Raw genomic sequence first — 19,234 nt, forward strand, 5'->3', positions numbered from 1 at the left:
GGGGGGTCCTTTCAACACACCCGGGGTTGGGGGGGGCCGGTCTAATGGCCGCCCCCCCCCTTCCGCGTGCTCTGCGGCTGATGCCGGCAGGTCCGGCCTCCTGCCCGCGCCGGCCTCCTGCCCGCCACCGGGTCTGCCCTCCTAGGCCCGCCCACCTCTGATGCCCGGGCGCGGGGCAAGTTCCTCCAGCGGAACATCCAGCATCCAGGCCAGGACGTGCCCGTCGGCTTCACCCCGGCCCACCGCCTCCAGCTGTGCCTCCAGCAGTTTTTGCGGGACCCGGATCCCGCGGTAGACGTTGGCGCGGGACTGCCCGGAGAAGCCTTCGATGTGGTTCGCGACGAGGGCCAGCGTGGTGTGCCAGCCAAGCGCAGCCTCTGCGCGGGACCCTGGAGCGACGGCGGCGATCCGCCGGCGCAGGACCTCCGCGGAGACGCCCGTGTCCCACAGGAGCGCGCCGAGTGCGGCCGTGTCCGCCTCGCCGATGGCCGGTCCGAGGAGGTCGTCCGGGACCAGGAAGTGGTCAGCGAAGTCGTCGGCCCATCCTCGGGTGGCGGAGGTGCGCGCGTCGATCGGCGGGAACTCCCCATGCAGGAGATGGCCGAGTTCGCGGGCCAAGGCGTAATTGGCGGCAAACCACATTCCCGTGCCGCGGACTGCCACGTAGGCCGAATGGTCCAGATGGACGGCACGGGCGTCGAATTCGGGGCCGCCCTGCAGGATGAAGATGTCCAGCCCGAACGCCGCGGCCAGGGCTGCCGGCAGGTCCTCGATGAAGCGTTCGCCCGCCGCCGCAACCGCCAGGGAACGGGCGCTGGCGGCGGCCTCGGCGGGGGCGCTGCGCATGGACGTACTCGTGTTCAGCGTCCACGGGGGAACCAGGCGCACCTGCCGGTACGCGGCTGCCGGATACGCCACGGTGGCTGTCACGGGATCGGGGATGGAGTCCCCGGGAGCCAACGCGGGCTGCGGGTCCCCGGTCACGAGCCAATGCAGCGACACGCCCAAGGTACGGGAAATCCGCCCGAGCTCCACCGGCGCAAAGGTCCGCTGGCCGTTGACGGAACGGTTGAACGCGTCCCGGCTCATGCCCACGCGCCGGGCCACCTCGGACTGCGTGACGGTCCCGAGAGTCTCGATGGCCATTTTGACGCGAGTCCCGATTCCAGTGTTCATTCCAAAATTCTAGCCAGTGTTGGCAATTTCCCAACCCGGCTGGGGGCAGCCATGGCTGCCCCCAGCCGGAGTTTTAGGGGTTTCCTCAGGGCCCCGGGTCCAGCAGTTGGGCCAGGTGCCGGCCCGGCCGTCCGGGATCCAGTTGGGCGGCCTGCCGCGAGCAGGAGAACCCGTCGGTGAGCACCGGCGTTCCCGTGCCGGTTTCCCGCAGGGCCGGGGCGAAAGACTGCTCGGCGACCTGCATGCTCAGCGCGAAGTGCTCGGATTCGAAACCGAAGTTCCCGGCGACGCCGCAGCAGCCGCTGGCCTCGCGCACCGAGACCCCCGCGGCCTCGAGGACCTTCCGCTGCACGCCGGCCCCGAACGTGGCGTATTCGTGGCAGTGGGTTTGCAGCACCACCTGCGCAGGCAGCGGCGCGGCGGGTTCGGGCAGCCGCCCCGCAGCCGCCAGATCCCCCGCGTGGGCCGCGAAGCTGCGCACCCGGGCGGCCACCCGCCTGGCCTGGTCGGTGGGCACCAGTTCCGGGAGGTCCTTGCGCAGCGCCGCGGCGCAGGAGGGCTCCACCACCACGATGGGCCGCTGCGTGCCGTCGTCCAGTGCCGCGGCGGCGCCGGCGAGTTTTCTCTTCGCGGTGCCCAGCTGCCCGGTGGTGATCCAGGTCAGTCCGCAGCAGGCGTCGGGGGCACATTCGACCGGGCCGCCGGCGGCGAGCACCCGTGCCGCGGCACCGGCCACTTCCGGCCGGAAACCGCGCGTGAAGGTGTCCACGAACAGCACGGCGCCGGTCCCCTCCGCTGCCCCTTCGGTGGCGTCCGGGGCAGCGGACCGGGCAGGCCGCGCCCCCGCGTCGTGCACCCCGGCGTCGTGCACCCCGGCGTCGTGCACCGCCGCGCGCCAGGCCGAGGCGGGCGCAAAATCCGGCAGCGGGCGGGCCGCCGTGACGCCGGCCAGCGGCGCCAGCCTGCGCAGCGGGGTCGCCAGTGCCGCATTGACCAGCGGGGCGATCGGCCCGGCGAGCCGGAGCCAGCGGGGCAGCCAGCCCAGCGAGTAGTGCGAGGCCGGACGCAGCCGGCCGCTGTAGTGGTGGGACAGGAACTCAGCCTTATAGGTGGCCATGTCCACGCCGACGGGGCAGTCGGTGGAGCAGGCCTTGCAGCTCAGGCACAGGTCCAGCGACTCCAGGACTTCCGGCGAGCGCCATCCCTCCGCCACGGTGCGGGCGCCACGGACCATCTCCTGCAGGACCCGGGCGCGGCCGCGGGTCGAGTCCTTCTCGTTCCGGGTGGCGCGGTAGCTGGGGCACATGAACCCGCCGGCGTCGGATCGGCACCGGCCCACGCCGATGCAGCCCTGCACCGCGTGCGTCCAGTCGTCGAGCCCGGCCGGGGCGCTGCCCGGGTCATGGCCCGTGGGAACCCGCTGGCCCGCGCCGCGCGGGTGCAGCTCGAAGTGCGTGCGCCATTCCCGGTCCGGGACGCCGGCCAGGGCCAGGTCCGCATCAATGGGTGGCGGGTCGGTCGGGGCGCCGGGGTTCAGCAGCCCCGTCGGGTCCCAGATGCGGCGGAAACGGGCGAACAGTTCCAGCATCCGCGGCGAGTACATCACCGGGAGGAATTCGGAGCGGGCCCGGCCGTCGCCGTGCTCGCCGGAGAGCGAGCCGCCGTGTGCCACGACCAGGTCGGCGGCGTCGCGGCTGAAGGCCCGGAACACCGCGCGGCCGGCCTCGCTGCGCAGGTCGTAGGTGATGCGGATGTGCATGCAGCCGGCGCCGAAATGCCCGTACATGACCCCCTGCAGCCCGTGCCGCTCCAGCAGGAGGCGGAAGTCGGACAGGTAGTCGGCCAGGTTTTGGGGGGCGACGGCTGAATCCTCCCAGCCCGGCCAGGACTCCCCGCCGGTGTGCAGGCGGGAGGAGAGCCCCGCGCCGTCCTCGCGCACCCGCCACAGCGAGGCGCGTTCGGCCGGGTCCGGCACGGCGCACCCGTCCACGAGCCGTCCGGCCGTGCGGAGCCGGCTCAGCAGCGCGGCGGCCTGGGCCCGCACCTGCTCCGGGTCCTCCCCGTCCAGGTCCACATACAGCCAGGCCTTGCCGTTGGGCAGTCCGGTTACGGAGTCGGCCCCGCGGCGGAAGCGCATGGTCTGCACGATCGCATCGTCGATCCCTTCCACCGCCGCCGGGTTGAAGGTAAGGATCTCGGGGACGTCGCGGGCCGCCTCCACCACGTCGGCGTAGCCCAGGCATACCAGCAGCGCGCTGGCCGGCTTCTCCACCAGCCGCATCCGCGCCCCGACCACCACGGCGCAGGTGCCCTCGGAACCGACCAGCGCGCGCGCCACGTCGAACCCGTGCTCGGGCAGCAGCGCCGCAAGGTGGTAGCCGGAGACCTGGCGCGGGATGCGTTCCAGTTCGGTGCGCAGCGGGGCGAGGTTCTCGCGGACCAGTGCCTGCAGCTCCCGGGCAAGCTGGTCCGCGCGGGCCGCGGCGGCGCCGTCGTCCGGGTCGGTGGCGCGCAGGAAGCCGCGCCCGGCGGTGAGCCGGAAACCGTCCGCGGTGACCAGGTCCAGTTCGGCGACGTGGTCTGAGGTGCGCCCGTGGCGGACCGAGTGGTTGCCGCAGGCGTCGTTGCCCAGCGCCCCGCCGACGGTGGCCCGGGTACGCGAGGACGGGTCCGGGGCGAAGGTGAGCCGGCCTCCCGTGGCCCGTTCGACGTGCCCGGTGAGCCGGGAGAGCACGGCGCCGGCGCCGGCCTGCACGGTGCCGGCCGCCTCGTCCACCGGGCCCAGCGCGTCCAGGTGCCGGGAGAAGTCCAGGACGACGCCGGTACCGATCGCGTTGCCGGCCATCCCCGTGCCGCCGCCGCGGGCGGTCAGGGGGGTGCCGGTGGCGCGGCAGGCTGCCAGGACCTCCAGGACGTCTCCGGCGCTGCGGGGAAAGACGACGGCGGACGGCGGCACGCGGTAGTTGGAGGCGTCGTATGAGTACTCGGCCAGCCGGCGGGCCGAGGTGTCGGCATCCAGGCCGGCGGCGGCCAGCAGGTCGGTGAATGAGGGCATGGTTCGGGTCTACCACACCTCCGCGGCGGGCCCGGTCAGGGAACCCTGACTGTGTGGGTCGTGCTGGTGGTTCCGGAGACTTTCCGCGCCGTGGTCCGGTAGAGGTCCCGGGGGGCTTTCAGGGTGTGCCTGAAGGTGGTGCCGACCTTGGCGTTGTAGAGGCTGAAGGACGCCGGGCCGTCTTCCAGGTGGAAGACGAAGTCGCGGTCCGCGTGGGCTTCGGACGCGCCGCTGGTGTCCGGGAAGTAGTATCCGTTCCCGGCCAGGGTGCCGTCGAACCCGCCGGTGCAGGTCCACGCAATTTCCCGGTGGTTGCCCTCGACGTAGTTTTCGACGCTGCCGTAGCGCAGGGTTCCCAGGCCGGCGACCCGGCACGTGGCGCCGATCCCGGTGCCGGCGGACGCGGCTGGCGCCGTGGAAGTGGCGGTGAACCGGTACTTGGCCGTGGTCTTCACCCTGTAGGTGCCCTTGGGCAGCGTTGCGGAGGCAACGCTGCGCTTGATCGTCTTGCCGTTGCGGGTGACCGTGATCCTTCGGGAGGTGACCTTGGCGCCCGGGGCGGCGGTTACCGCGGGCCGGACCGTATTGCCGGAGACCCTGGGTGCCGCGACCCGGAGGGCCGGGCGGACCGTAAGTTTCTGCGTCGAGGCGTAGGAGTAGGCCTTGCCGTCCAGGCGGCTGCGCACCTTGGCCGTGGTGGTGACCGAGTAGGTTCCCGCCCGCACCGCCACCGAGGCCCTGTCCGCGGCTCCGGGGAGGCCCTTGACCGTCACCCGCCGTGAAACCAGCTCGCCCGCGGCGGCATCGACGGTGACCGTCGCGGGCCGGACCGTGCCCGTGCCGCCCACCTTGACGAGCGGGTCGGGGATCTTGCCGAACTTCAGCCCGAGCTCGGCGGCGGCGGGCGCCGTCGCCGCGAGGCTGGCGGCCCCTGGAGCGCCGGCGGGGACGGCGGAGGCGAAGGCTGCCCGGGCCACGGGCGCCTGGGCTGGTGCGGCAGCGAATTCGGCAGCGGATTCGGCGGCGGCACGGGGCGCCGGGGTCCCGCAGGCGGCCGTGCCCAGAAGCAGCGCGACGCCGGCCAGGACGGCCGCTGCCGGACGGATAAAGGCGCAGCGCAATGTGGATCCCCCCATGTTCCCCCTGCGCGGCCCTATGGATCCCCTGGCCGCATCGCCCGGACGGTGCGATTATCCGGATCCTACTGCCGGGAACCTGGGGCTTGGCAAGGGGTTTTCGGAGAGACGGCAGGTTAGGGGCCCTGGGGGTCCGGCTTCCCGGCGTAGTAGGCCGACAGGGTCCGCTCCTTGAGTTCGAAGAAGGTGCCGTTCCCGATAGCCTCGCGCGCGTTGTCCACCATGCGCACGACGAAGCGCTCGTTGTGGATGGAGATCAGCGTGTGGGAGAGCATTTCCTTGGCCTTGTACAGGTGGTGGATGTACGCGCGGGTGTAGTTGGCGCAGGTGTAGCAGTCGCACCCTTCCTGCAGCGGCGTGAAGTCCCTCTTGTACCGTTGCCCGGCGAGGTTGAAGCGCCCGTGGGGAGTGTAGAAGGCGGAGTTGCGGGCCACCCGGGTGGGGGAGACGCAGTCGAAGGTGTCAGCGCCGTTCTCGATCGCGGTGAAGAGGTCGTCCGGCTCGGAAATGCCCAGCAGATGCCGCGGCTTGTCCTCCGGAAGGGCCGCGGAGCACCACCCCACGATGGTCCCAAGGTTCTCCTTCTCCAGCGCCCCGCCGATCCCGAACCCGTCGAAGGGCAGGGCGCCCAAGTCCAGGCAGGCCTTGCGGCGCAGGTCCCGGTACTGGGCTCCCTGGATGACCCCGAAGAGTGCCTGGTACGGCTTGTGCGCACGCTCGTCAGTCAGCCGGAAATGTTCGGCGATGCAGCGTTCGGCCCAACGCCGGGTGCGCTCCAACGACTCCACCTGGTAGCTGCGCGAGTTGTGCAGGGTAGTCAGCTCGTCAAACGCGAACATGATGTCAGCACCGATGCGGTGCTGCACCCCCATGGAGATCTCCGGGGAGAAACGGTGCATATCCCCGTTGAGGTGGGACTTGAACCAGACTCCGTCCTCGTCCACATTGGCCAGCCGCTCCTTGCCCGGAGCGACGGCATCGTCCGCGCCGGAGGTTTCCACGGCCGTCATGTCGATGACCTTTTTGAACCCGGAGCCCAGGCTCATCACCTGGAAGCCGCCTGAGTCGGTGAAAGTGGGCCCGTCCCAGTTCATGAAGGCGCCCAGGCCCCCGGCCTCGTCCAGCACGTCCGCACCCGGCTGCAGGTAGAGGTGGTAGGCATTGGCCAGCACTGCCTGGGCGCCGAGTTCCCTCACGGATTCGGGCAGCACGGTCTTGACGGTGGCCTTGGTGCCAACGGTGACGAACGCCGGGGTGCGGATCCTGCCGTGCGGGGTGGTGATGGTGCCGGTGCGGCCCAGGGCCGGGGAGCCGTCGGGACGGCACAGGCGCGTGCCCACCGTGAAACCGAACTCCCCCTGGCGCGGATGCGGCCGGACAGCAGGGTCCGCTGCGGCTCCCGGCGGCGCGTGTCCGGCCAGGGACGCGTCCAGGGGCGGCGCCTTCAGGGGTGGCACGTCCCGAGGCGCCGCGTGGGGCGAGGGAATACCTTGGGGCGGAGTGGCGAGGAAATCGGCGTGTGAAGGCATCCCCTTCATTTTGCCCCATGCCCCGGGGTGGATGGGGTGCGTCACAGCCGCCCGACGGCTTGGTCACAGCTCCCGGACAGATCCGTCACACCTGCCGGGTTCCGGCGGCGCCACGGACACGGCGGGACGTAGCGTTTGGTGGATGAACGTCCCCGAGTCCTTCCCTGCCCGCCCCGGCTTGAGGCACCGCCATTCCACCGGTAAGCAGGTTCCGGGCGGCAGGCCGGGACAGCCCGGCGGGGAGCGGGCCGGCGGGGAGCGGGCCGCGCCGTCCTTCGCCTGGCGGGCCATGTTCCGGCTGGCCCCCGCCGACGAGGACCACTTCATTGCCCTGCGCGTGGCACTGGGGGTGTTCCTGCCGCTGGCCTTCCTGGTGGTGACCGGCCGGATGGACCTGGCGGTGTTCGTGGTCTTTGGGGCCTTCACTGGCGTGTACGGGCGGGTCAAGGGGCACCGGGACCGGCTGAACGCCCAGCTGCGCGCCGGCGCCCTGTTCTGGGTGGTGGTCCTGGCGGCGTGGCTCAGCTCTGCCCTGCTGGTGGAACACGGCACCCCTTCCGGACCCTGGACGCTGGTGGGCCTGACCACGGTGGTGGCCGGAGCCTGCGCGCTGGCGGCGGCGCATCTGCGCATCCGTCCCGGCGGGTCCCTTTTCCACATCTTCGCCTTTGCGGCGATCGCCTCCCTGCCGGCCCTGCCTCCGTTGGGCGAATCCCTCGCGGCGGTGGCGCTGGCCGTGCTGCTCTCCGTCGCGATCGGCCTGGCGGGCTGGCTGCTGCCGGGGCGCCGTACCCCCTGGGTCCGGACACCGCAGGCCCCACTGACCCCATTGGTGCGCCGGGCCCTCCGGACCGAGTCGTTCGAACACCTGCTCGCCGCCGGCCTGGCCGGTTCCCTGGCCACCGCGCTGGCCCCGGTGCTCTCCACCAGCCACAACTACTGGGCGATGGTGGCCGCAGTGGTTCCCCTGGTCGGCCAGACCACCCGCCACCAGGTGGTTCGGGGGGTCCACCGGGTGCTGGGCACGCTCGCCGGCCTGCTGCTGATGGGCGCGGTTATCCTCGTGGACCCCGATCCGTGGGCGGCGGTGCTGCTCATGGGGCTGATGCAGTTCGCCACCGAGATGCTGATCACCCGCAACTACTTCTGGGCGCAGGTGTTCGTGACTCCGCTGGCCCTGGTGGGCACGTCCCTGGGGGCGGGGCTTTCCGTGGGCCTTCTCCACGACCGGATGCTGGAAACGGTGATTGGCGCCACCGTCGGCATCGGCGTGGTGCTGGCCGGCGCAGCCTATGCCCGCCGGGTACGGCGCCGGCTGGGCCTGGACAGCGCCTAGCCGGCGCCCGGGCAACGCCTGGCCGCGCCCGCCGGGCAGGGCCGTCGGATCAGGCGCGCAGCGCGTCCAGCTCGAGCTGGACCAGGCGGCCCAGCTCGTCCGCGTCCAGCGTCCGGGAACCGCCGTGGGCGCGCAGGAAGAGCAGCGTGCGCAGGCGCCGGTTGCGCCACACGTGCTCGGCGTCGGTGTTCCCGGCCGCGGCCGCGCGGCGGATCTCGCGGTCGAACAGGTCGGGATTGTCCAACCGGCGCTGGAGCACCTCGGCCTCCAGCCGGGCGCGGGCCGGGTCCTCCGCCGTGTCGGCCGCGCGCAGCAGGGACCCGAAGTGGGCCGCGGCGGCCGCATCCCCGTCCTGGTCGGAGAGGAACGCGGCCAGGGCGAGCGCCGACTGCACGTGCTTCCAGCGTCCCAGGTTCCCGTCGAATTCCAGCCCGGTCAGCAGGCCCAGGACGCACCAGGCGCTTTCCCGGTCGTCCAGTTCAACGAACAGCAGGTGGGCCAGTTCGGCCACATCGTGCAGGTGGGCGCCCGACTTCACGTTCAGGCCGCGGCTGAGCCGCGCCACCGCGGCCACCACGCGGGGATCCTCCGGGTGTTCGCGTGCGGCCGCCACCAGCACCGCCTCGGGGGAGCCGTCAGCCGCGTGCGCGGGCAGGTCCTCCAGGGTGGGCTCCGGGGCAGGTTCGTTGGTGTGCACGCGGATGGTCGAGCCGTACGCGATACGCACCGCCCGTCCGCCCTCCAGCCTGGCCTCCACCATGGCCGGGGTGCCGAAGCTGTCGTGGATCGTGCGGACGGACACCACCGGGGGGCTGGGCGTGCCGGTGCGGGTGATGAAACGGTTGCCCGCCACCACCTTCTCGGCACGGACGCCGCGGACAAAGGACTGCGCAGCCATGGGGAACCCCTAGTGGTACCAGCCCATGTGGGCCAGGGCCTGGCGGACCAGGTTACCGCGCCCGCCTGCGAATTCTTCCTGCACCGTCGGGCTCAGCGCCTCCTCCGGAGTCAGCCAGGTCAGTTCCAGGGCATCCTGGCGGGGGCTGCATTCGCCGCGCATCGGAATGATGTAGGCCAGCGACACGGCGTGCTGCCGGTCATCCGTCAGGCCCGTCTCCGAGGGCGAGGGGAAGTACTCGGCAACCGTGAACGGCACCGGGCTGGGCGGCAGCTGCGGCATGGCCATCGGCCCCAAGTCCTTCTCGATGTGCCGGACCAGGGCCGCGCGGATCGTCTCCCGGTAGTGCACCCGGCCGGAGACGAAGGTGCGCATCATCTGCCCGGAGTCGGTGGCCTGGTACAGCAGCCCGATCTCGGACACGTATCCGAGCGGGTCCAGCCGCACCGGCAACGCCTCCACGTAAACCATGGGCAAGCGGCGGCGGGCCTCGTAGAGGTCCTCGGAGGAAAGCCAGCCGGGATTGGGGTCCGGTGTGCGCACGTTCATACCCTATGTTTACCATCTGGGCCGGGCAGGGGCGGATACCATGTAAGGGACCCCCTCCCCCCACGGGCAGCCCGACCGGCCCGCCCGGAACAGGATGGCCCGTGCCCTCATCCCAGATCCCCGACCGCCTCTCCCCGCGGGAAGTCGCCACAATCGGGGTCCTGCTGTTGTCCTCGTTCGTGGTGATCCTCAATGAAACGATCATGAACGTGGCCCTGCCGCGCCTGATGGTGGAGTTCTCCGTCTCCGCGGAAGCCGTGCAGTGGCTGGCCACGGCATTCATGCTGACGATGGCCGTGGTCATCCCGGCCACCGGTTTCCTGCTGCGCCGGTTCTCCACGCGCAGTGCCTTCCTGCTGGCCATGGGGCTGTTCAGCGCCGGCACGCTGCTGGCCGCGCTGGCCCCCGGTTTCGCGGTCCTGTTGGCCGCGCGGGTAGTCCAGGCCAGCGGCACGGCGATCATGATGCCGCTGCTGATGACCACGATCCTGGATTTGGTCCCGGTGTCCCGGCGCGGCGTCGTCATGGGTAACGTAAGCATCGTGATTTCCGTCGCCCCGGCGATCGGCCCCACGCTGTCCGGCCTGGTGCTGCACTTCCTCACCTGGCGGTTCATGTTCCTGCTGGTGCTCCCGATCGCGCTGGCGGCGCTGTTCATCGGGGCCCCGCGCCTGCCCGGCACCAACGCGGAGCCGGCCGGCCGGTTGTCCATCGGCTCGGTGCTGCTGTCGGTGCCCGGCTTCGGCGGGCTGGTGTTCGGGCTGTCCAAGCTGGGCGGCGGGCACGGGTCCGGCACGGCGGCACCGGTCTCTCCGGACCCGGCTGCGCTGGTTGCCCTCGCCGCCTCCGTCGTGTCACTGGCGGGGTTCGTGGCCCTGCAGTTGCGCCTGCAGAGGCGCAACGCGGCGCTGCTGGACCTGCGCCCGTTCACCTACCGCCCGTTTACGCTGAGCCTGCTCCTGATGGTGCTGACGATGGTTTCCCTCTTCGGCGCCATCATCCTGATGCCGATGTACCTGCAGAACGTGCGCGGCCTGGACACCTTGGCCACGGGGCTGTTGCTGCTTCCGGGCGGGCTGCTCATGGGTGTCCTGGCCCCGTTCGTGGGCCGTCTCTACGACCGCTTCGGGCCGCGGCCGCTGGTGGTGCCCGGAGCGCTGGTGCTGGTGGTGGTGCTCACCCAGTACGCGCGCCTGGACGGTTCCACCCCGATCGGGTGGGTGCTGGCGCTCAACGTGCTGATGTCCGCCAGTTTCGCGTTCATTTTCACTCCGGCGTTCACCACCGGCCTGAACCCGCTGCCGCATCGGCTGCACTCGCACGGCAGCGCGCTGCTCAGCACGCTGCAGCAGCTGGGCGGGGCCGCCGGCACCGCGCTGCTGGTGGCCCTGATGGTGGCCGGTGCAGCCACGGCCGCCGCGGGGGGAGCGGAGGCCCCCGCCGCCCAGGTGGCGGGGCTGCAGCTCGGCTTCGCGGCCGCGGCGGTTGGGTCCGCGGGCGTTCTCCTGCTGGGCGTCTTCCTGAAGAAGTCCGCGGCGGAGCCGCAGCCCCACGTGGGGCAGGCGGCCCCGGCCGCCCACTGACTCCGGCCTCCGGCCGAGGCCGCGGCCACTACCAGGCCGCGCGCCAATACTGCGGCGCCCGGGGGACCAGGTCGCCGGCGACCCCCAGCTCGGCAGCGGCAACGGCGGCCCAGTTCGGCTGCACCAGCGCGGCGCGTCCGATGCTCACGCCGTCGGCCTGGCCGCTGACCAGCACGTGCTCGGCCTGGGCCGGGGCGGTGATCAGCCCCACCGCCGTCACGAACGAATCCGTTCCCGCCAGGGCGGACTTCACCGCGGCCGCCAGCGGAACCTGGAATCCGGGACCGGTGGGGCCGTGGAAGGGTCCAATGCCGGCACTGGAAAGGTCAAAGAGCGTCACCCCGAGTTCGCGCAGCTCGCGCGCCAGCAGCACCGTGTCGGAAACCCTCCAGCCTCCCTCCACCCAGTCGTCGCCGGAGAGGCGCACGGCCAGGGGCTTGTGCGCCGGCCATACGGCCCGCACGGCGGCCACGACCTCGCGCACGTAGCGGGTGCGGTTCGCGTAGCTGCCGCCGTACGCGTCGGTGCGGTGGTTGGTCAGCGGGGACAGGAACTGGTGGATCAGGTAGCCGTGGGCGGCGTGGATCTGCACGACGTCGAAGCCGGCCGCGTCCGCCCGCGCGGCCGCGGCGGCCCAAGCCTGCACGGAGGCCTCGATCTCCGCAACCGTCATTTCCCGGGGGGACGCCAGCCCGAAGATGTCCGTTTCGGAGGGACCCAGCGTCTGCCAGCCGCCCTCGTCGTAGGGCATGGTGCCGCGGGACCCGCTCGCCGCATGCGCCGGCAGCCAGGGGTAGGTGGAGGCCTTGCCCCCGGCATGCGCCAGCTGGATACCGGCAGCCGCCCCCTGGGAATGGATAAAGCCCACCACCGGGCCCCACGCCTGGCGCTGCAGGTCGTTCCAGATGCCGGTGTCCTGGTCGGAGATCCGCCCCTCCGGGACCACCGCGGTCGCCTCGGTGAACACCAGCCCAAACCCGCCGGCGGCGCGCGCGCCCAAATGCACCAGGTGCCAGTCGTGCGGCAGCCCGTCCCGGGCGGTGACCGAATACTGGCACATGGGGGCCAGCATGGCACGGTTGCGCAGGGTCAGGCCGTGACCGGCGGGTGCGGTAAGAGTGGCGGGTTCGAAGAGAAGACTCATGTCAGGTGCCAACCCGCCGTGGGTAGGGGCTATTCCCGGCAGCCACGTTCCCGGGCAGGACGGGCCTCGGGCGGGAAGGCCACGTCTCCGCCCAGGAACCCGGCGCCCTGCAGGCGAGCCGGCCGGGTGTGCACCACTTTCCAGGGCCCGCAGGGCGATGGCGGCAGGGCGCGGGCCGCACTAGACTGCCGCGTAACGCCTGCCGCGGCCAACCGGCCGACGGCCGGTGCCGACCCGCGGGGAGGGCGAGGATGCTGATCGATGGAGCCAGTGCGATCGTGACCGGAGCAGCCTCCGGCCTGGGGGCGGCCACCGCCCGAAGACTGCACGATGCCGGGGCCCACGTGGTGCTGGTCGACCTGCCTTCCGCCGCGGGAGCCAAGGCGGCGTACGCCCTGGGCCCCCGCGCGCGCTTCGTCCCCGCCGACGTGACGGACGAGGACCAAATACGGGCCGCCGTCGTGCTGGCCTCCTCGCTGGGACCCCTGCGCGTGGCCGTGAACTGCGCCGGCATTGCCACCCCCGGCAAGGTGCTGGGCCGGAACGGCCCGCTGCCGCTGGAGGACTTCGACCGCGTGGTGCGCATCAACCTGACCGGCACGTTCAACGTCCTGCGCCTGGCCGCGGAGGCAATGGCCGCCACCGACCCGTGGACGGACCCGGCGACCGGCACCGCCGAACGCGGGGTGGTGGTCAACACCGCCTCCGTGGCCGCGTTCGAAGGCCAGATCGGCCAGCCGGCCTATGCGGCGTCCAAGGGGGCGGTGGCGTCACTGACCCTGCCGGCCGCCCGCGAACTGGCACACCACCTGATCCGCGTGGTCGCGATCGCGCCGGGCCTGTTCAAGACCCCGATGCTGGCCGGGCTGCCGGCGGAGGTGACGGGCGCGCTGGCGGCGACGGTCCCCCACCCCTCCCGGCTGGGCCGGCCGGAGGAGTTTGCCGCGCTGGTGGCCCACATCGTGGAGAACCAGATGCTCAACGGGGAGACGATCCGGCTCGACGGCGCGATCCGGATGGCACCCCGGTAGGCGGAGGCGGGAAACGCGATGGGGGAGCGGTTGCCGGCGGCGGATTTCCTGGACGTCGAGTCCGGGCTGGTCCCGCACGAGCGGCGGAAGCTGGAACAGGTGCGGGCCTTCCTGGCCGAGCATGTGCTCCCCTACGCGCCGGGCTGGTGGGACCGCGAGGAGTTCCCGACCCACCTGTTGGGCCCATTTGGGGACCTGGCGGTCGGCACGCCGACGCGGCGGGGGTACTCCCACCTGTTCCACGGACTGGTGATTGCCGAGCTGGCCCGGGCCGACGCGTCGCTCGCGACGTTCTTCATGATCCACCACGACCTCTTCGTCGAGTCGCTGCACGCCTTCGGCACCGACGGGCAGCGCGAACGGTACCTGGCCGACGCGGCGGCGCTGCGCACCACCGGCGCGTTTGCGCTCACCGAGCCGGGCCACGGCTCCGACGTGGCCCGCGGGCTCGGAACCACGGCCCGCCGGGAGGGGGAGCACTGGATCCTCAACGGGAGCAAGCGCTGGATCGGGAACGGGACCTTCTGCAACCACATGCTGCTTTGGGCCGCCGACGAGCACACCCGGCAGGTACGCGGCTTCATCCTGGACACCACCCTGCCGGGATTCACCGCCACCCGCATTGAGCACAAGGCGGCGCTGCGGATCGTGCAGAACGCTGACATCGTGCTGGAGGACGTGCGGGTGGCCGAGGCGGACCGGTTCCCGGGCATCGACTCCTTCGCGGACACCAACGAGCTGCTGCGCTCCAGCCGGATCATGGTGGGATGGGAGGCCGTGGGGCAGCAGCTGGCCGCGTTCGAGGTCGCCCGCGCGTACGCGTTGGAGCGGACGCAGTTCGGCCGGCCCATCGCCGCCTTCCAGCTGGTCCAGCAACAGCTGGTGCAGATGCTCGGCAACGCGACCGCCTCGATGGCGATGATGGCCAGGATGGCACAGCTGCAGGAGCGGGGTGCGGCGGACATGGCGCAGGCGGCGCTGGCCAAGGCGTACTGCAGCGCGCGCATGCGCGAGTCCGTAGCCCTCGGGCGGGCGATGCTGGGCGGCAACGGGATCCTCACCGACCGCCGCATGGCCAAGGTCTTCGCCGATGCCGAAGCGATCTACACCTACGAGGGCACCTACGAGATCAACTCGCTGATCGTTGGCCGCGCGGTCACCGGCATCTCGGCGTTCTCCTGAACCGGACGCCTCCGGCGCCGGAGCCCGGCCCTCCGGAAACACCCGGGGGCCCTGGGGTCAGGGGAGCGGCTGCTGTGGGGATTTCTCTCCGGCAGTGACCGCGAAATCCAGCCGATTGCCCTCCGGCGGGGCCGGGCACACGGCATACCCGGTGAACGCGAACGGGTAGTCGAGCGCACGGTTGAAATCCAGGTCCACGCTCCACCCGCCCGCCGGGTCGGGCGCCGGCGGCTGCAGCGGCAGGAAGCGCCACGCCGGGGTGTCCACCCCGTTGGTGGTGTCATGGAAGGCCACCGTCAGCCCGCCGTTGGCCGCTTCCGCCGCCGCCAGCCGGTACTCCCGTCCTCCGGATTCGAACACCACCTCGCCGGCCAGCAGCACCGTGAGCCTGGTGTCCGCCCGGAACGAAGCCACGTCGACCTCGCGCTCCGTCGGGTAGGGCTCGAACCTCCCGCGCAGCACCCATTCCGGAGCGTAGGCGAACGTCGGGATCCCGCGGAACGCCGCCCGGGCCGCCGAATCGCGTTCGCGGGTGCGCACCATGTACCGCCCGCCGCGCAGCCCCAGCTCCACCAGCGTGGAGCCGTGGCGCACCCAGTGAACGGACTCGCCCTCCCCGACCGCCCGAACCAGCGTGCCCACCACCGGGGCTCCCGGACCGTCCCCGTCCACCAGCCCGTCCGCCGCGGCGGCGGTGAGCCTGGCGACGGGGATTCCGGCGTCGTACTTCCCGTCCCCCGGTCCGGCCGGTCCCGCGCTCCACAGTCCAGGCAGTCCCTCCAGCGGCCCCGGGGACTCCGGCAGCCATTGGTAGGAGGTCACCGTCAGCCAGCCGTGCTCAGCCGCGAGGCCCTCCTCGCGGAGCCGGCGCCAACGCTTCCAGGAATCCTCATCGCCCATGCCCTCCAGTGTGCCAGTAGGCTGGTCGGCATGCCCTCTTTCCGTGCCCAACTCAACATCGTCGGGCTGCGCCCCGGGCAGCGGCCCGAGGCCGTGATGGAGACCGCGGTCGCCGCGATCTCCGCGCGCCACCACGTGGAGGCGAACCAGGTGGACATCGTGGCCGGGATCCCCCGCATCACCCTGCGGTTCACCGTCGAGGAGCCGAAGCGGGATGCCGAGAACCGCACGGCCCGCGAATCGGCTGCCCTGATGCGGGCAGCCGTGGAGGCGGTCGCTGCCACGGAGCGGTTGGCCGTGCTGCGGCGGGTACGGGGCCGGTGGGTCCCGGTCTAGGGTCCGGCAGGAGCAGGAGCAGGAGCAGGAGCAGGGTCCGGAACGCAGGCTACGGCCACTGGCCCAGGGCAGCTGCCCGGCGGCGGGCAGCCACCCGTTCGGCATGGGCGATTTGGTAGCGGCGGCTCTCCGCGCTCAGCAGCACCACAAAGGCGCACATGCTGGCGGTGATCGCGACCACCGCGGATTGCTGCTCTCCGAGCAGGCGCTGGCCCATAATCCAAAACAGGCCCCACGCGAAACCGGCCGCGACCGCCATGCGGCTGCGCTCGCTCAGCGCGAAAGTCAGCGCCGCCCATGCCGAGGCCACCAGGGTCAGGGCCGCCCAACCCGAACCGCCCAGCACCGCCGGCAGTCCCAGGTGCGTGGCCCAAACCCCCAGTGTGGCCGGCAACACCGTGAGCATCCACCCCAAGTAGAGGGCAATGGGAGCGTCCAGGCACAGCCGTTCCCGGGGCGTGCGGGCGGTGCGGTCGTTGAGCCGGCGCAGGCAGTAGCCCAGCGCGCCGGTCGCCGCGGCCGCGGCCAGCAGGGCCAAAAACACGAAGCCGGCGCGGGCGGAAACCAGCCAGACGCCGCCCAGCAGGGCGGCCGCCGCGGCGGGGTACCCGACCGAGCGCTGGCGCACGGAGGAGCGCTGTCCGAGCTGCCACTGGAACCACGCCAGGACGCCCATTCCCAGGAACACCAGCGGCCAGATGAGCAGCGCCCCGCGGGCTGGGGAGAGCAGGGAAAAATCGGGGTCGAACGCACCCTCCGGGACGGTATGGGGACCGCCGCCGCCGAAGGCGCCCAGCCCAAGCAGCCCCAGCAGGAACGCCAGGGCCACTGAAAGGGCGACCACCTTGCGGCGGCGCCCGTCCGGCGGGATCTCCTCCGGGTCCGGTTCGTTCGAGGGAAGGTTGTAGGGCGGGATGTAGACCGGATTGGACTGTTCCTCCACCCACACGGGGCGGGGTTCCTCCGGCTGCGGCGCGGGAACGGGGGCCTGGTCCGCCTGCGCGGCCACGATCGCTTCCCGGGCCCGCTCGACCAGCACCCCCAGCGGCTCCGCATCCGCCGGTCCCGCGGCGCGGTCCGGGAGTCCGGCGCCGGCCTGCCGGGCATGTTCTGCCTGTCGGGCATGCTCTGTCTGCCGGGCGCGGACAGCGGCGAGCGCAGCCTTCTCGGCCGCGGCCAAGCGGGCCTCCTGCCGCCGGGCGGCCAAGGCCCTGGCCTGGGTTTGGGGCTGGAAGGGGGTGGCCCCCGCATTGCGGGCCGGGGCCCGCGACGGAGCGGACGGGCTTGGGGTGGAAGGGGCCGGACTGGAGGAGGCCGGACTGGAGGAGGCTGGACTGGCGGGGGCTGGGCTGGCGGGGGCTGGGCCGGAGGGGGCTGGGCTGGCGGGGGCTGGGCCGGAAGGGCGGGGGGCGGGCAGGGCCGAATGGTGATGCAGTACCCGGTCCTGCAGCACATGCTCCTGCAGGGCCCGCACCTGCAGGGCGCGGGTGGTGGCCCGGTCCCGGGCCTTCAGGTCGGCGGTGTCCTCCAGGTCCGCGGTTTCCTGGAGGGCGTCTTCCTGCAGGGCCGTTTCCTGGCCGGCCGCACCGTGGTGGTCCCGGGCGGCGGCACGCTCGGCCGCCTTCCGGCGTCGTTGCGCAGCCGCTGCGCCCACGCGCCGGCCCATCCGGCCGGGCAGGGCCAGCAGCCGGTCGCTGACCCTGTGCCAGTCCGGTTCGGGGAGGTGGTCCAGCCAGTCGCTGATGCGGCTGGCGTCCCGCTCGCCGGAGGGCTCATGCGGGCCGTGCCGCGCCGCCAGGTGCCGGAATCCCGCAGCCGATGCCCCGTCCGGCGTGGCCGGGCCCTGCCTCCGGGACTGGTGGAACCGCGGCATCCGCGTGGACGGCCGCTGCGGGTCGCGGGATGAATTTGGGGATGAGTCGCGGGAGGCTTCGGGGGCGGGGCGCCCGGCCCTCAGCCGCTCCAGCGCCGCGGCAGCGGCCGACGGTTCATCCGACGTGTCAGTCATGTGAAAGGACCCCTTTCCTGCGCACCCGGAGGGCCATGACCCCCGTGAGAACCAACCCGGCCAGCGTACCCAACCCCATTCCGGGCAGGGCCGGGACCCACGGGGGAAAGACCCGCAGTGTTACCAGTTACATACCCCAGGGCCGCCCTCCGTGTCGACCACAGGAGCGCACCGGCTCGGGGCAGGGTGCCTCCGGGCAAGTAGCCTCCAGGCAGGGCACCTCCGGACAGGGCGCCTCCGGATTCAACGGAGGGCCGTGGCAGCCGGTTCGTCGCGAGCTGGTTCGCTGACGGAGGGTCCGGCGCCGGGGCGTTCCCGGAGCTCGAGCCGGGACCGGAAGGTGCGCTCGGTTCCGGTGAGCGGGTCGGTGAAGGCGACAGAGCGGGCCAGCAGCTGCAGCGGCCGCGCATGGTCGTCCGGTGCCTTGTCCCAGAGCACCGGATAAAAGGGGTCGTTGAGGATGCCCAGTCCCAGCGCCGCCATATGCACGCGCAGCTGGTGGGTCTTCCCGGTGCGCGGGCGCAGCAGGAAATGACCCACGGCGGTGCCGGCATGGGTGCCTGCGCTCGTCCCGGTGCGGACCAGGTCAATGCCGCTTTCCGCGTTCGGCTCCCCGTCCTCGACGATCGCCAGCAGGTGGCCTTTGCGCTTGGTCATCCGGTTGCCGTAGGTGAGGGGGAACTCCAGGCCCTCCGGCACCACGCCGTGAGGGAGTGCGCTGACGCACTCGTATTCCTTGCGGATGGCGCGGCGCTCGAACAGCGTCTGGTACGCGCCGCGCGTTTGCGGGTTGGTGGAGAACAGGATCACCCCGGCGGTGGCGCGGTCCAGCCGGTGCATCGGGATCAGGTCCGGCAGCCCCAACCGGTTGCGGAGCCTGACCAGCGCCGATTCCTGCACAAAGCGCCCGCCCGGGGTGGTGGGCAGGAAGTGCGGCTTGTCCACCACCAGCAGGTCCCCGTCCTGGAAGAGGATGTCCTCGGTGAACGGGACCGGCTCCTCAACGGGCAGGTTGCGGTAATACCAAAGGAACTCGTGGCCGCCCAGCGGGGTGGCGGCATTCAGCGGCTCGCCGCCTAGGCCCACGACTTCGCCGGTCTCGAAGCGGCGCACGATTCCGTCCGGGTCCACGTGCCCGAAGCGGTGGAGCACATAGTCCATTACGGTTCCCCACGGGCCCTCTTGGGGAAGGCGCAGGCGGGTCGCGTTGACGCCGTCGCGCACGGGAAGGGGGGATTGCATGGCCATGGGTTCCAGTGTCCCACGGGCCGGGGCGCGCTTGCCCACCCGTGCTGTCACCGGCCCGTGCGGTCGGTGACCCGTACTGTTCCCCGGCCTTGCTGTTCCGGGCGCCCGCCGTGCCGGATCCGC

Annotated in this window: 15 protein-coding genes; 5 read left to right on the forward strand and 10 right to left on the reverse strand. The window is 72.2% G+C overall.

The genetic code is table 11. The features are described from left to right. Positions 1–141: 141 nt before the first annotated feature. From NCCP_RS06475 to tgt, 4 genes are all read right to left on the reverse strand, one after another. Positions 142–1,176, reverse strand: a complete 1,035-nt coding sequence (locus NCCP_RS06475; protein WP_149956428.1) for a helix-turn-helix domain-containing protein — start codon at positions 1,174–1,176, stop codon at positions 142–144. Between the two features lie 85 nt (positions 1,177–1,261). Continuing rightward, the gene (locus NCCP_RS06480) at positions 1,262–4,231 is read right to left on the reverse strand and encodes an FAD-binding and (Fe-S)-binding domain-containing protein (protein WP_149956429.1); all 2,970 of its coding nucleotides are present in this window, start codon (positions 4,229–4,231) and stop codon (positions 1,262–1,264) included. Between the two features lie 35 nt (positions 4,232–4,266). Further along, complete coding sequence (locus NCCP_RS06485; protein WP_149956430.1) at positions 4,267–5,367, reverse strand: hypothetical protein; 1,101 nt, start codon at positions 5,365–5,367, stop codon at positions 4,267–4,269. Between the two features lie 116 nt (positions 5,368–5,483). After that, on the reverse strand, positions 5,484–6,788 hold the full coding sequence (tgt, locus tag NCCP_RS06490; protein WP_172627323.1) for a tRNA guanosine(34) transglycosylase Tgt: 1,305 nt from the start codon (positions 6,786–6,788) through the stop codon (positions 5,484–5,486). Between the two features lie 250 nt (positions 6,789–7,038). On the opposite strand from tgt, the gene NCCP_RS06495 reads away from it, so the two are divergent. After that, the gene (locus NCCP_RS06495; RefSeq protein ID WP_225873721.1) at positions 7,039–8,232 is read left to right on the forward strand and encodes an FUSC family protein; all 1,194 of its coding nucleotides are present in this window, start codon (positions 7,039–7,041) and stop codon (positions 8,230–8,232) included. 49 nt (positions 8,233–8,281) lie between these two features. Here NCCP_RS06495 and NCCP_RS06500 read toward each other — a convergent pair whose 3' ends face one another. Both NCCP_RS06500 and NCCP_RS06505 read right to left on the reverse strand, forming a co-directional pair. Further along, on the reverse strand, positions 8,282–9,130 hold the full coding sequence (locus NCCP_RS06500; protein WP_149956432.1) for a DUF6707 family protein: 849 nt from the start codon (positions 9,128–9,130) through the stop codon (positions 8,282–8,284). Between the two features lie 9 nt (positions 9,131–9,139). After that, on the reverse strand, positions 9,140–9,679 hold the full coding sequence (locus tag NCCP_RS06505) for an NUDIX hydrolase family protein (protein WP_149956433.1): 540 nt from the start codon (positions 9,677–9,679) through the stop codon (positions 9,140–9,142). A gap of 101 nt (positions 9,680–9,780) precedes the next feature. Between NCCP_RS06505 and NCCP_RS06510 the strand changes: the two genes are divergently transcribed. Further along, complete coding sequence (locus tag NCCP_RS06510) at positions 9,781–11,262, forward strand: DHA2 family efflux MFS transporter permease subunit (RefSeq protein WP_225873722.1); 1,482 nt, start codon at positions 9,781–9,783, stop codon at positions 11,260–11,262. Positions 11,263–11,290: 28 nt separating this feature from the next. Here NCCP_RS06510 and NCCP_RS06515 read toward each other — a convergent pair whose 3' ends face one another. Then, positions 11,291–12,406 carry an NADH:flavin oxidoreductase/NADH oxidase gene (locus NCCP_RS06515; RefSeq protein ID WP_149956435.1) on the reverse strand — a complete coding sequence of 372 codons (1,116 nt, stop codon included), beginning with the start codon at positions 12,404–12,406 and terminating at the stop codon, positions 11,291–11,293. Positions 12,407–12,657: 251 nt separating this feature from the next. Here NCCP_RS06515 and NCCP_RS06520 point away from each other — a divergent pair, with 251 nt between their 5' ends. Next, on the forward strand, positions 12,658–13,437 hold the full coding sequence (locus NCCP_RS06520; RefSeq protein ID WP_149956436.1) for an SDR family NAD(P)-dependent oxidoreductase: 780 nt from the start codon (positions 12,658–12,660) through the stop codon (positions 13,435–13,437). Positions 13,438–13,455: 18 nt separating this feature from the next. Next, on the forward strand, positions 13,456–14,619 hold the full coding sequence (locus NCCP_RS06525; protein WP_149956437.1) for an acyl-CoA dehydrogenase family protein: 1,164 nt from the start codon (positions 13,456–13,458) through the stop codon (positions 14,617–14,619). Between the two features lie 57 nt (positions 14,620–14,676). On the opposite strand, the gene NCCP_RS06530 is transcribed toward NCCP_RS06525, so the two are convergent. After that, positions 14,677–15,519, reverse strand: a complete 843-nt coding sequence (locus NCCP_RS06530) for a DUF1684 domain-containing protein (protein ID WP_149956438.1) — start codon at positions 15,517–15,519, stop codon at positions 14,677–14,679. 30 nt (positions 15,520–15,549) lie between these two features. Between NCCP_RS06530 and NCCP_RS06535 the strand changes: the two genes are divergently transcribed. Beyond that, on the forward strand, positions 15,550–15,855 hold the full coding sequence (locus NCCP_RS06535) for a hypothetical protein (RefSeq protein ID WP_149956439.1): 306 nt from the start codon (positions 15,550–15,552) through the stop codon (positions 15,853–15,855). A gap of 49 nt (positions 15,856–15,904) precedes the next feature. Here the strand turns inward: NCCP_RS06535 and NCCP_RS06540 are convergent, their stop codons facing one another. Next, positions 15,905–17,863 carry a hypothetical protein gene (locus NCCP_RS06540; RefSeq protein WP_149956440.1) on the reverse strand — a complete coding sequence of 653 codons (1,959 nt, stop codon included), beginning with the start codon at positions 17,861–17,863 and terminating at the stop codon, positions 15,905–15,907. A 243-nt stretch (positions 17,864–18,106) separates the two neighbouring features. Then, on the reverse strand, positions 18,107–19,105 hold the full coding sequence (locus tag NCCP_RS06545; RefSeq protein ID WP_149956504.1) for a pseudouridine synthase: 999 nt from the start codon (positions 19,103–19,105) through the stop codon (positions 18,107–18,109). Positions 19,106–19,234 lie beyond the last annotated feature (129 nt).

The sequence above is a fragment of the Zafaria cholistanensis genome (assembly GCF_008580665.1).
Lineage (GTDB): Bacteria > Actinomycetota > Actinomycetes > Actinomycetales > Micrococcaceae > Zafaria > Zafaria cholistanensis.

Bases quoted from the DNA above. Each gene is read 5' to 3' on its own strand.
- NCCP_RS06475 (WP_149956428.1), bottom strand. From the start codon at position 1,176: ATGAACACTGGAATCGGGACTCGCGTCAAAATGGCCATCGAGACTCTC.
- NCCP_RS06480 (WP_149956429.1), bottom strand. From the start codon at position 4,231: ATGCCCTCATTCACCGACCTGCTGGCCGCCGCCGGCCTGGATGCCGAC.
- NCCP_RS06485 (WP_149956430.1), bottom strand. From the start codon at position 5,367: ATGGGGGGATCCACATTGCGCTGCGCCTTTATCCGTCCGGCAGCGGCC.
- NCCP_RS06495 (WP_225873721.1), top strand. From the start codon at position 7,039: ATGAACGTCCCCGAGTCCTTCCCTGCCCGCCCCGGCTTGAGGCACCGC.
- NCCP_RS06500 (WP_149956432.1), bottom strand. From the start codon at position 9,130: ATGGCTGCGCAGTCCTTTGTCCGCGGCGTCCGTGCCGAGAAGGTGGTG.
- NCCP_RS06505 (WP_149956433.1), bottom strand. From the start codon at position 9,679: ATGAACGTGCGCACACCGGACCCCAATCCCGGCTGGCTTTCCTCCGAG.
- NCCP_RS06515 (WP_149956435.1), bottom strand. From the start codon at position 12,406: ATGAGTCTTCTCTTCGAACCCGCCACTCTTACCGCACCCGCCGGTCAC.
- NCCP_RS06520 (WP_149956436.1), top strand. From the start codon at position 12,658: ATGCTGATCGATGGAGCCAGTGCGATCGTGACCGGAGCAGCCTCCGGC.
- NCCP_RS06525 (WP_149956437.1), top strand. From the start codon at position 13,456: ATGGGGGAGCGGTTGCCGGCGGCGGATTTCCTGGACGTCGAGTCCGGG.
- NCCP_RS06530 (WP_149956438.1), bottom strand. From the start codon at position 15,519: ATGGGCGATGAGGATTCCTGGAAGCGTTGGCGCCGGCTCCGCGAGGAG.
- NCCP_RS06535 (WP_149956439.1), top strand. From the start codon at position 15,550: ATGCCCTCTTTCCGTGCCCAACTCAACATCGTCGGGCTGCGCCCCGGG.
- NCCP_RS06540 (WP_149956440.1), bottom strand. From the start codon at position 17,863: ATGACTGACACGTCGGATGAACCGTCGGCCGCTGCCGCGGCGCTGGAG.
- NCCP_RS06545 (WP_149956504.1), bottom strand. From the start codon at position 19,105: ATGCAATCCCCCCTTCCCGTGCGCGACGGCGTCAACGCGACCCGCCTG.